This window comes from Bacillus cereus group sp. BfR-BA-01379 (assembly GCF_022663605.1).
In the GTDB taxonomy this organism is placed as follows: Bacteria; Bacillota; Bacilli; order Bacillales; family Bacillaceae_G; genus Bacillus_A; species Bacillus_A mobilis.
Window position 1 is genome coordinate 44,456 of the sequence record NZ_JAKUFT010000010.1, and the last position, 12,014, is coordinate 56,469.

A 12,014-nucleotide genomic window follows, 5' to 3' on the forward strand; every position below is an offset into this window, starting at 1 on the left:
GGTGATGGATTGAATGAAAATAGAAGCAGTTATTTTTGATTGGGCGGGTACGACAGTTGATTATGGATGTTTTGCACCACTGGAAGTATTTATGGAGATTTTCCATAAACGCGGTGTTGAGATTACAGCAGAAGAAGCTCGTAAGCCAATGGGGCTATTAAAAATTGATCATGTAAGGGCGCTTACTGAGATGCCTCGTATTGCGAGTGAGTGGAATCGTGTTTTCGGACAATTACCAACAGAAGCAGATATCCAGGAGATGTATGAAGAGTTTGAAGAAATTCTCTTCGCTATTTTACCGCGCTATGCGTCGCCGATTAATGGAGTAAAAGAAGTGATTGCTTCTTTACGTGAAAGAGGAATTAAAATTGGTTCAACGACTGGTTATACGAGAGAAATGATGGATATTGTAGCAAGAGAAGCGGCCCTACAAGGGTATAAACCTGATTTTCTTGTAACGCCAAATGATGTTCCAGCGGGTCGTCCATATCCGTGGATGTGTTATAAAAATGCGATGGAACTTGGTGTATATCCAATGAATCATATGATAAAAGTTGGAGACACCGTATCGGATATGAAAGAGGGAAGAAATGCTGGAATGTGGACAGTTGGTGTAATTCTTGGCAGTAGCGAGCTTGGTTTAACGGAAGAAGAAGTGGAGAATATGGATTCGGTAGAACTTCGTGAAAAAATAGAAGTAGTTCGCAATCGTTTCGTTGAAAATGGGGCGCACTTTACGATAGAAACGATGCAGGAACTTGAGAGCGTAATGGAACATATCGAGAAACAAGAACTTATTATTTCATAAAAGGGGAATAGGATCATGACTGAAAATCACTACTTATTATTAACACCAGGACCATTAACGACAACAAAAACGGTAAAAGAAGTTATGTTATACGATTGGTGTACGTGGGATGCTGAATATAACACGATGGTGCAAGATGTAAGAGCTAAACTTGTATCGTTAGCAACGAAAGAAGAGGAGAAATATACGACTGTTCTCATGCAAGGAAGCGGTACGTTTTCAGTTGAAGCGGTAATTGGTTCTGTTATTCCTAAAAATGGAAAGTTGCTTGTTTGTACAAATGGTGCGTACGGTAAGCGAATTGTACAAATGGCAGAGATGTTACATATAGATGTGGTCGTTAGTCAAACGGAAGAATGGGAGCCTACTAATATTGCAGAAGTAGAAAAAATATTACAACAAGATAAAGAGATTACACATATTGCAGTTGTTCATTGTGAAACAACAACAGGTATTATCAATCCAATTGTAGATGTATGTAAATTAGGGAAGCAATATGGAAAAGTAACACTAGTTGATGCAATGAGTAGTTTTGGTGGTATTGAAATAGATATCGCTGAGTTGCAAATTGACTTTCTAATTAGTAGTGCGAATAAATGCATTCAAGGGGTTCCTGGGTTTGGCTTTGTTATTGCAAAGCGCGATGAATTGTTGAAATGTAAAGGGCAGGCACGTTCATTATCATTAGATTTATACGATCAGTGGGAGACGATGGAAAATCAAAATGGAAAATGGCGTTTTACGTCACCTACACATGTTGTACACGCTTTTTATCAAGCACTACTTGAATTAGAAAAAGAGGGCGGAGTAAAAGCGCGTTACAATCGATATTATAACAATCAAAAACTATTAGTGAATAGAATGAGAGAAATCGGATTTAAGTCACTAGTAGATGAAAAATATCAATCGCCTATTATTACATCTTTCATTTATCCAGAAGAGTGGTTTGATTTTGGGCAATTATACAATGAATTAAAGCGTGATGGATTTGTCATTTATCCAGGTAAAATTTCAAAAGTAGATACATTCCGTATTGGAAATATCGGTGATGTACATGAGGCAGATATCGATCGTTTAGTTGATAGTATTGCTAAAGGAGTTGTTATAGGGTGAAAGTATTTTGCTTAGGTGGAGCAGGTAAAATTTGTCGTGAAGCAATTTTAGATTTAGTGCAATTTTCATCTTTTGAGACGATTACAGTAGCTGATTTTAATGAAGAAGAGGGCCTGAAAGTAGTAGAATGGCTCAACGATCCTCGCGTTGATTTTGTGAAAGTAGATGTAACGAATCATGAGGATACGGTTGCAAAAATGAAGGGCTATGACATTGTAATGGATGGCACGACGATAAAGCTAAATGGTTTGTCAACTCGATGTATTGCAGAAGCAGGTTGTCACGGTGTGAATTTGAATGGATTTGGTGAAGAAAATGACGCGCATTCTATATTTGTTAAAAACGGAAAAACATGTTTACCTGGTTTTGGTATGACGCCAGGTGTAACGCAAATGATGGCAATGCATGCAGCAAATCAGCTAGATACTGTAGAATCAGTTCGTGTCAGTCACGGTTCGTATCGTCCGATTGCTTTTTCTGCATCAATTACAGAAACAACGACATATGAATATGATCCACATTTACCATCGCGTACAGTGTATGAAGATGGTGAGTTTAAGCAAGTACCTCCGTTTGCGCGTCCGAGAGAAATAGAATTACCGGCGCCTTATGGTAAGGCAACGCAGTATATAATCCCGCATTCTGAAACGATTACGTTAGCAAAAGCATTGAAAAATAAAGGCGTCAAACTGATAGAGACGAGAGGGACTTGGCCAAAGCAAAATATGCAGCTCGTACGTGCGTTATATGATTACGGTATATTGCGTAATGATCAAGTTGAAATAAATGGGGAAGAAATCGGCATTATGGATTGTATTTCGAAGTATTTATTACAATCGCAAGAGGGACAAGAAACAGAAATTTACGGTTATGCACTTCATGTAGAAGTAATAGGTATGAAAAATAATGAGAAACAAAGGCACGTATTATATCATACACACCCGTTATCTGATGGATCTGTTGTAGGATGGGAAAAATTAAGAGCTTATACGAGAAACGTAGGTATTCCATTTGGGATTGCTACAGAGTTAATCGCAAAAGGGAATGTAAAGAAAGTTGGGGTTGTGACACCTGAGGAAGCTTTTGTAAATACACAAATTATTTTTGATGAGCTAGTAAAGCGTAGTATTCATATTCATGAAGAAGTTTTTACTGAAAAAGAAAGTTATAACTTTGTATAAGTAAGGTAGTTTATGCGGTAGAAATCAATGGGGTGAGGCTATGTCTGTAGTAGGTGAAGAAAGAAAGCGAACCATTCTTGAGAAGGTAGAGTTTAAAGGGAAAGTAAAAGTTTCAGAGTTAGCGAGAGAGTTTGCTGTATCGACAGAGACAATTCGCCGTTATTTAGAAGAATTGGATCGTGAAAAGAAGTTGAAGAAAGTGTATGGGGGAGCCGTCCAACTTCCGGGAGCTGGAATAGAGGCACCAATGTTAGAACGAGAGATGCTGCATATAGAAGAGAAGAAGAGAATTGGATATAAAGCGGCAACGTTTGTGGAAGATGGAGATGTGATTGCGATTGATGACGGAAGTACACCACTTCAAATGGTGCCATATCTTGTTCATCGTAAAAATTTAACGATTGTAACAAGTTCATTTCCAGTAGCCACACAATTAATTTCTTCTATTAATAAAAAGATGTTTCATGGTGAGGTTTTATTTATTGGTGGAAAAATATCTCCAAAGCATTCACGTGTGTCAGGATCTATTTCGCAGCAAGTAATCCAGCAATTTCATTTTCATAAAGCATTCGTGTCGATTGATGGATTGTTACCTGGTTTTGGGGTTTCTAGTTTTGAATTAGAAAAGGCAAAGCTGTCAGAAGCGATGTTGAAATTAGCAGAGAAAACATATATTTTATGTGATCATACAAAAGTAGGGGTAAAAGGAAATTACCGAATAGCAGCGTTTTCGCGTATTCAACATGTAATTTGTGATAAGAAAATGCCCTATAGTTTTGAAGAGGAAGTCAAAAGGCATAATATTCAATGGACAATTTGCTAAATAAATGGAACTCCCACCTGATTTTGAGGTAGGAGTTTTACTGTCCGCAAAAAGTGGGGTAAAAGATTTGGATTTATGCAAAAAGTGGACACATTTTCTCATCTCTTTCATATAATTTACCAATACAAAAAAAGTTGGTCGAAGGAAAGAAGGGGAAAGTATGTCAGAACGGATATATAATAAACTTGTATTGTATGCAAATATTTTGCAAAAAATTGGTTTTATTAATGAAAAAGAAAAAAGTGAAATTCTTCATACGATAGGTAAAAAGGGCCTCTGAATAAAGGGCCTTTTTATTTTTTTCTTTGGAAATATAAATTTAATGTAATATTCTCATTGACAATGATAATGATATTCATTATCATTTATTTGTAGATAATTGATAAGTGTTATCAATTGTAAATTTATATATGATAGGGGATATTATTTTGAAAAAAAAATATATGAAAGCGTTAGTAGTAGCAACAACATTAGCAATTCCATTTGCTGCATACTCTACTCCAACATTAGCAGCACTAAAAGTTGAAGCAAATCAATCGGTCGTAGCAGCTAGTGAACGTACATACGATACTGAGATTAAAATATATAAGGACCAAAAAGACGAGCCATCTATGGTTTCTCAATATATAAAAGATCCTAAAGTAGCGATTGCAGACGGGAAAAAAATTGTTACTGTAACAATACAAGATAGCGATTATTTTCAATATCTTAGAATAGAAGATAAAAACCAACCAGGTGTATTTCATGATGTGAAAGTTTTGTCAGAAGATAAGAGGAAAAATGGAACGAAAGTAGTTCAATTTGAAATTGGCGAGTTTGAGAAGAAGCACAATATGCAAATGCATATACTTATTCCGGCCATTGGATACGATCACAAATATCAAGTTCAATTTGAAATTAAAGATCCAACTGTAGGTGACAAAGAAGCAGAGAAACCAGATGATAACTCTAATTCAGGCAATACGGAAACGGACAATCCAGTTGATAATCAAAATATGATAACAGATAACAAATTAAGAGAACTTGTTAATAAAAAAGTATTTAATAGAAAAGATTTAAATACACCAATTACGAAAGAAGAGTTATTACAAGTAAAGGACTTGTTTTTAAATACGAATGAGATTCTTGATTATAGTGCATTGAAATATATGCCAAATTTAAAATCTTTAACAGTTGCGAATGCGAAGATAACAGATCCGTCGTTCTTTGCGAACTTAAAGCAACTAAATCATTTAGCTTTACGTGGTAATGAATTTTCAGATGTAACGCCACTTGTAAAGATGGATAATTTAGAATCTCTTGATTTAAGTAATAATAAAATTACAAACGTTGCACCATTAGTTGAAATGAAAAATGTAAAAAGTTTATATCTATCAGGAAACCAAATAGAAGATGTAACAGCATTATCGAAAATGGAACAACTAGGTTACTTGAATTTAGCAAATAATAAAATTACGAACGTTGCTCCATTAAGCGCGTTGAAAAATGTAACATACTTAACTTTAGCAGGTAATCAAATTGAAGATATTAAACCGTTATATTCATTACCTTTAAAGGACTTAGTATTAACGCGTAATAAAGTTAAAGATTTATCGGGTATTGATCAAATGAATCAATTAAATAAATTATTTATCGGGAAAAATCAAATAGAAGATGTGACACCACTTGCTAAAATGACTCAACTTACAGAATTAGATTTACCTAATAATGAGTTAAAGAATATTACGCCATTATCAAATCTAATAAACTTACAAAAACTTGATTTAGAAGCAAATTATATTTCAGACTTAACGCCAGTTAGTAAGTTGAATAAGTTAGTATATTTAAGTTTTGTTGCAAATGAAATCCGCGATGTTAGACCAGTAATAGAACTAAGTAAGAAAGCTTATATTAATGTTCAAAACCAAAAGGTCTTTCTAGAGGATACAGAAGTAAATAAAGAAGTAAAAGTACCTATATACGAAAAAGACGGAGAGGTATCTACAAAAATCCGTCTGAAGAGTGATGGTGGTACGTATAGTCATGGTGTAGTGAAATGGAGTACACCAGGTGAGAAAGTATATGAATTTGGAGTGAAAGATCCATTTGCGGATACAGGAATCTTCTTTACAGGATCGGTAATTCAAAATGTGGTAGAAGGTAAAGGGGATAATACTTCTAAAGAAGATGAAAAAGTAGAAGTAGTAACATTTAAAGATGTACCAAAAGGACATTGGTCAGAAGAAGCGATTACGTATTTAGCGAAAGAAAATATTTTCAAGGGATATGGAAATGGACAATTCGGATTCGGGGATAGTATTACTCGTGGACAAGTTGCGTCTTTAGTACAAAGGTACTTGAAATTAGAAAATAAAGTAGAACAGAAAGAGAGATTTACAGATACGAAAGGGCATATGTTTGAGCATGAAATTGCTACAGTTGCGCAAGCTGGAATTATGCAAGGAGATGGAACTAAGGAATTTCGTCCAGATGGAGTATTAACTCGATACGAAATGTCTGTAGTACTGTATAAAGTATTTCAGTTAAAAGAAGCTGGAAATAATAAAGTGAACTTTACAGATGTACCGACTGGTCATTGGGCAGAAGGATATGTGAAAGCGTTAGCGGATAATAATATATCAAAAGGTGATGGAAAAGGAAACTTTTTAGGTGATGATTTCGTAACACGTGAACAATATGCACAGTTTTTATATAATGCAATAATGAAATAAAAGATGAGAAAATACGTTATTCTTTGATTTAAAAAGAATAACGTATTTTTTATGTATAAAATGAAATAGGCAATAGACAGGAGTATAGACATATGAATGGCCCATTTTAAAGAAGAGCTATGAAACTATATTGACAAAAAAGCATTCTCATGTGATAATTCAATTAAATTTTTAGAATAATCAAAAAATACTCCTTTTACATAGAAAGGATTCGAACATTATATAAATATTATGCCGGGGGTGACGAAATGTTATTTTTTCTAAAGAAATGGAATGAATTAAAAGATGTGAAATCTGAATTGGCACTTCGTGATTGGTTTTATGGTACAAAAATTAGTTTATCACTCTGTACGTCAAAAGAGCCGTTAACTTTTTTAGTAAACGTTGAGGGAAGAGATAAAGGGTTATTTTCGGAAGAAGACTTTATTGTTGTTAATTGTATGTGTGAGCCAGTATTTGAAAATGAAGAAAAACCAGCTGCAGAATCGTTTATGCATGCGGATATTTATAAAAAAAGTAGTGCAGAATGTATTTTACAAGTGCAGACTGTAGATAGCCATTTAATATCAGAGTTATATGGAGAAGAAAGGGAAGTAACATTCGATAAACGTAGCGTGGAACGTGTTTTTGGAAAAGAAGGTATAACAGAAATGACAATTCCAATTGTAGAAGATGAGAAAAAATTCGCTGATTTATTAGAAAATAATGTACCGAATTTTATTGAAGGTGGAGGAGTAGTTCTTGTTCATAATTATGGCATGATTGTGTGGGGGAAAACTCCAGAAGAAGCGAAAAAATGGCTAGAGGGTATAGAATATTTAATGAACTACCATGTAAAGTTGTTAATGATAAAAGGTGCAAAGAGCTCTGTTATATAAAATGTTTGTGATGTCGTTACAAGTCAACAAATAAATGAAAGCGTTTTAAAAATAATTTCACTCATAAAATATAGGTCTCCTTATTATATATAGATTACATGTTGACATGTAAGGAGGAACATATTTTGCGAGTTAAATATCATTTTCTGCCAAAACAGCAAGTAACATTTTGCAAAATAAACGATTCAGGTGAAGAGGCTTTGCATATTATGAATGAAACGGGATTTCGAGCAATCCCTGTATTAGCAGAAGATGAAAAGAAATTCATCGGGATTATTTATAAAGTAGATCTTTTAGAAAAGAAGTGTGAAAGCGGATTAGAGAAATTAAGTACGGAACATATGCTGGAAGATTGCTCTGCATTTATTTTTGAAAAGGATTCTTTTTTTAGAGCATTTTATGTTATTCGTCGACTTCCATTTTTAGCTGTGCTAAATGAATATAATGAATTTGTCGGTATCTTAACGCATTCCAATATATTTGATGTTATTGAAGATTCATTCGGTATGCGGACGGGTGGTTATATATTAACAATTGCAACACAAGATTGTAAGGGAACGATTAAAGAACTTGGGACATTGTTGAAAGCATTTAATATCGGTGGACTATTTACGCTAGATAACGGTGATCAATATATTCGCCGTGTTATCGTAAATATAGCAGATGAGTTAAATGAAAAAAGATTAAAGCAATTAATCGAAAAAATAGAGAAAAAAGGGTTCAGGGTGAGTCATGTAGATTATATTTAAGATGGAAAGGAAAGGTACCAATTTGCTATATGCAGATTGGTACCTTTTTTAGTGTGAGTAATGAATCTTATTTTGAAACGGGAGGCGGAGATAATGCTAAATCAGATAAAAAAATAAAATCTGCATGTTCACGAATGCTAGGAATAGAAGACTCTATAACACGTGATGTAATTTCACCTGGAGGTCCAACGTGTCCGATAGCTACCATAATTGGTTTCTCTTGAAGTTTTTTAATGAGTAATTGGGCTTGTTTTGAAATATGTGCCGCTGTATAAACATCATCAAAAAATAATTGGTTTTCAATAATAGGCACTCCTAATTCTTTCCCGATTTTTGGGACAACACTTTTAGGATTTGTTTTGCTATCTAAATAAAATAAACCGTGTTTTTTACAAGCTGCAAGTATAAGCCTTACAATTCTTTCGTCCGCGGTCACTTTTGATCCCATATGATTGTTCATCCCAATTGCATGTGGTACTTCTTGAATCGCTTGTTCGAGTCGGTTATTTATTTCTTCGTCGCTTAAATCCGTTGTAATTGCTTTTGGTCCAAGCCATTCTTTTTTACCTTTAATAGGTTCCATAGGCATATGTATAATAACTTCGTGCCCTTTCTTATGAGCCGCTATCGCATCTTCCTTTGTGGAAGGGAGAAAAGGCATAACGGCAACAGTCAGTGGAATAGGAAGTGATAACATTTTATCAGTCCCCTTCATATTATTACCGAAGTCATCAATGACAATAGCGACTTTGTTTGTATGGGCCTTTGCTTGAACAGGAAATAAGAAGGCTGGTAAGAACATAGTAAATATAAGCAATGCAATCGTATATTTGCGCATATGAATATTTCCTTTCTATTTTATCCCGCTATTTGCGAGCGGTGAGGAATGAACAAAATCCCCAATGATTAAATTTCACTTTATCAATCATCATTATGTTTTGCGTTTTTATATAAATTAAACAAAAAATGTCGAAGAAAAGTATATGGAAAATAGAGAATCCGCTATTTAATTGGTATTTGTAAAAAAAGAAGATGAAAAAAATGTCTATTATTGCGAATGTATTTACAAAGATAGAATAATTTGTAATAATTCTCAAAGTGAGGGTAAAGATTTGTAAATTACAGGGAGAAAATGTTAAATTTTCTGATTCTTCAAATTCAAATATGATTAAGTAGTTAAAAGGCCGATGGAGAAGTGAAGTAGAGAGCATGGAAGTATAATAAGGGGGATATGAATGTTTACTGTAAAAAGGAAGTACACATTAGAAAAGCTTTCACGTGATATTCATATGAAACGTGAAGAAATGATTCAATTAGGTTTAACGAGTGGGTTAAATAGTATGGAGACGATTCAAGTGAGTCAAGAATTGGACAAGCTTATTTTACAGTACCAGTGTTATAAAGAAAAACAAACACCAAAATGGTTATCGATTATAAAAGTACCTATTTTTCAAATTGGGTATGAAGGGAAATCGAGTAATTTTTGGCGAATGCTTGTGGCGGGTTTTATGAAATAAGTATAATTACCCTTTTGGGAGAAGGATAATTATACTAAGTGTAACGGAATTTCGATATGAACTGTCGTTCCTTCGTTTTCTATACTGTCGATAAAAATATACCCATTGTACATCTCTACAATTCGTTTACATATGACAAGTCCAAGACCTGTTCCAGTATCTTTATTAGTAAAGAACGGATGAAAGAGGTGTTTTTGAATATGTTTTGGAATTCCTTTTCCAGTATCTTTAATTTGCAATTGTGCGTGTGTTTCATTGTTTGTTACGGAAATAGTTAGTGTGTCACCAGAAGTCATGGCTTCAATTGCATTTTTTGTAATGTTTAAAACCACTTGTTTCATATGGTCTTTTGAGCAACGGATATGAACAGGATGGTCTGGTAAATGTAAATGGAATACAATGTTATGTAGATTCGCCTCAGATTGAATAATTAATGCTACCTCATTTAGAATGTTTCTCACATCATATGTTTGTTCAATGATTGCAGTTGGCTTTCCAAGAATAAGAAATTCGCTTACAATTTCATTAATCCGTTCTATTTCTTGTTCGATGACGGAAAAATAGAACTGGTCTTGTTCATCTTTATATTTCTCTTTTAATAGAGCGACGAGTCCTTTAATTCCGGTAAGGGGATTACGGATTTCGTGGGCTGTACTAGCTGCAAAAGTGCCAACCAATTCAATTTTTTGTAGTTCATTTTGTTGTCTTTCCAGTTTTGTTTGACGTTTTAACAACATATATTGAGCAAGTAAAAATAAAATAGACATTAAAAATAAAGTAGCTATACACTCTATTGAAACCCACTGATATAATGTTTTTTGATGGATAGGCAATGGAGAAACAGAGACCTTCCAATTTAATCTTTGGAGAGGGGTAGTAAGCATATTAGAATGTGCATCACTTGTTTCGTTATTGTCATCGGTTAGAAAAACTACATCATATTTATCAGTTACCTCAAAGTGGTATTGTGGCTTAATGGCATTTAAAGATGCTGAAATGTAGTCAAAGCGTAAACTTGCTAACAATAAGCCTGATAGCTCTTTCTGTTTATTGAAAATGGGAGAAGCAATCATAATAGCTTGATGTCCAAGAACACGATCTGTAATGACTGATGATACAGTTGTTTTCTTCGTCTGTAACGCGTCTTGAATATATTTACGATCTGAGACATCAACAGGTGGTCGGTCGCCTTCGGATGCGACTGTAATGATACCTTTTGGTGTAGCGTAATATAGACCAGAAAAACGTGCATCGTTTCCATCTGTATCATGTACAATTTGTTTCACACCATTTATATTTCCAGTCTCGGTTCCTACGACCTTTGAGAGCATTTCTAATGCGGAAATTGCTTCACCAAGGTGATGATCTAAATAGTCTCTATATAAAAAGAGAACCGTGTGAGCAGATAGTTTGTTTTCCTGCTTCATTTTATATGAATGATATGAATAAAATGTAGCGCCAATCCCTATCGTTGGTAGGATAACAAGCAATATATATAAAACTATACTGTGGAATTTGACTTTCAAATTTGGTACTCCTTCTTTTTTATTATCATTATATATAAACTATGTTAAAATTGTCATGTTTTTATTCAAGAATCATTCATAATATATTTGGGGAGAGGAAATGAATGAGTGAATACTCATTCGGAATTTACATGAAGTACTAAGCTGTTTTTTCTTTTTATTACTGAGAATTTAAGTGAAGGGTTGAAAGTTGTATGACATCAAATAATGAACGAGAAGATATTTCTCAATCTCTAAAAGTATTTATTGCATTATCTCGTGTACATCGTTCTGTTATGGATACTACAAATAAATCTATACAAAGTAACGGGTTAAATCCAACTGAATTTGCTGTATTAGAACTGCTATATCATAAAGGCGGTCAACCACTTCAGCAAATTGGTGAGCGCATTTTAATAGCTAGTGGCAGCATTACATATGTTGTAGATAAGCTAGAGAAAAAGGGACTAGTAAAGAGAATTCCGTGCCCGAATGACAGACGTGTTATTTATGCACAATTAACTGAGTCTGGAGAGAAATTTATTGCTTCTATTTTTCCAGGGCATGAGCAAGTTATACATCAGTCTTTTGAAATGTTAACGAAAGAAGAAAAGGATGAATTACTTGATCTATTAAAAAAGATTGGAAAGTATGAAAAGTAATAGTATGTTCCAAAGGAGCTTTGGATGATGAAATCCAAAGCTTTTTTGTTTACATATAATTATGACA

The 12,014-nt window shown here is 34.0% G+C and carries 11 protein-coding genes; 9 read left to right on the plus strand and 2 right to left on the minus strand.

Features of this window, described 5'->3' with window-relative positions:
• The first annotated feature begins 13 nt into the window (after window positions 1-13).
• The 7 genes from phnX to cbpA all read left to right on the plus strand — a co-directional run bounded on the left by phnX (window position 14) and on the right by cbpA (window position 8,263).
• Window positions 14-808, plus strand: a complete 795-nt coding sequence (gene phnX / locus MR113_RS06045) for a phosphonoacetaldehyde hydrolase (RefSeq protein ID WP_242252325.1) — start codon at window positions 14-16, stop codon at window positions 806-808.
• Between the two features lie 15 nt (window positions 809-823).
• A complete protein-coding gene (gene phnW / locus MR113_RS06050) occupies window positions 824-1,921 on the plus strand; it encodes a 2-aminoethylphosphonate--pyruvate transaminase (protein WP_242252327.1) in 1,098 nt (365 codons plus the stop codon).
• On the plus strand, window positions 1,918-3,102 hold the full coding sequence (locus MR113_RS06055; protein WP_242252330.1) for a saccharopine dehydrogenase family protein: 1,185 nt from the start codon (window positions 1,918-1,920) through the stop codon (window positions 3,100-3,102). The genes phnW and MR113_RS06055 overlap by 4 nt, the downstream gene beginning before the upstream one ends.
• A gap of 40 nt (window positions 3,103-3,142) precedes the next feature.
• Complete coding sequence (locus MR113_RS06060) at window positions 3,143-3,925, plus strand: DeoR/GlpR family DNA-binding transcription regulator (RefSeq protein ID WP_242252332.1); 783 nt, start codon at window positions 3,143-3,145, stop codon at window positions 3,923-3,925.
• 428 nt (window positions 3,926-4,353) lie between these two features.
• Window positions 4,354-6,636 carry an NEAT domain-containing leucine-rich repeat protein gene (locus tag MR113_RS06065; protein WP_242252334.1) on the plus strand — a complete coding sequence of 761 codons (2,283 nt, stop codon included), beginning with the start codon at window positions 4,354-4,356 and terminating at the stop codon, window positions 6,634-6,636.
• 248 nt (window positions 6,637-6,884) lie between these two features.
• Entirely contained in the window at window positions 6,885-7,514 is a 630-nt protein-coding gene (locus MR113_RS06070; protein WP_242252345.1) for a class II aldolase/adducin family protein, read from the plus strand.
• 125 nt (window positions 7,515-7,639) lie between these two features.
• A complete protein-coding gene (cbpA, locus tag MR113_RS06075) occupies window positions 7,640-8,263 on the plus strand; it encodes a cyclic di-AMP binding protein CbpA (protein ID WP_242252347.1) in 624 nt (207 codons plus the stop codon).
• Between the two features lie 67 nt (window positions 8,264-8,330).
• Here the strand turns inward: cbpA and MR113_RS06080 are convergent, their stop codons facing one another.
• Entirely contained in the window at window positions 8,331-9,101 is a 771-nt protein-coding gene (locus MR113_RS06080; protein ID WP_242252350.1) for a divergent polysaccharide deacetylase family protein, read from the minus strand.
• A gap of 397 nt (window positions 9,102-9,498) precedes the next feature.
• Between MR113_RS06080 and MR113_RS06085 the strand changes: the two genes are divergently transcribed.
• Window positions 9,499-9,780, plus strand: a complete 282-nt coding sequence (locus MR113_RS06085) for an aspartyl-phosphate phosphatase Spo0E family protein (protein WP_000495532.1) — start codon at window positions 9,499-9,501, stop codon at window positions 9,778-9,780.
• 29 nt (window positions 9,781-9,809) lie between these two features.
• On the opposite strand, the gene MR113_RS06090 is transcribed toward MR113_RS06085, so the two are convergent.
• The gene (locus MR113_RS06090; protein WP_242252352.1) at window positions 9,810-11,306 is read right to left on the minus strand and encodes a DUF3149 domain-containing protein; all 1,497 of its coding nucleotides are present in this window, start codon (window positions 11,304-11,306) and stop codon (window positions 9,810-9,812) included.
• Window positions 11,307-11,500: 194 nt separating this feature from the next.
• On the opposite strand from MR113_RS06090, the gene MR113_RS06095 reads away from it, so the two are divergent.
• Window positions 11,501-11,947, plus strand: coding sequence for a MarR family winged helix-turn-helix transcriptional regulator (locus tag MR113_RS06095; RefSeq protein WP_242252362.1), 447 nt, complete (start codon window positions 11,501-11,503; stop codon window positions 11,945-11,947).
• Window positions 11,948-12,014: the final 67 nt, after the last annotated feature.

Bases quoted from the DNA above. Each gene is read 5' to 3' on its own strand.
- phnX (WP_242252325.1), top strand. From the start codon at position 14: ATGAAAATAGAAGCAGTTATTTTTGATTGGGCGGGTACGACAGTTGAT.
- phnW (WP_242252327.1), top strand. From the start codon at position 824: ATGACTGAAAATCACTACTTATTATTAACACCAGGACCATTAACGACA.
- MR113_RS06060 (WP_242252332.1), top strand. From the start codon at position 3,143: ATGTCTGTAGTAGGTGAAGAAAGAAAGCGAACCATTCTTGAGAAGGTA.
- MR113_RS06070 (WP_242252345.1), top strand. From the start codon at position 6,885: ATGTTATTTTTTCTAAAGAAATGGAATGAATTAAAAGATGTGAAATCT.
- MR113_RS06080 (WP_242252350.1), bottom strand. From the start codon at position 9,101: ATGCGCAAATATACGATTGCATTGCTTATATTTACTATGTTCTTACCA.
- MR113_RS06085 (WP_000495532.1), top strand. From the start codon at position 9,499: ATGTTTACTGTAAAAAGGAAGTACACATTAGAAAAGCTTTCACGTGAT.
- MR113_RS06095 (WP_242252362.1), top strand. From the start codon at position 11,501: ATGACATCAAATAATGAACGAGAAGATATTTCTCAATCTCTAAAAGTA.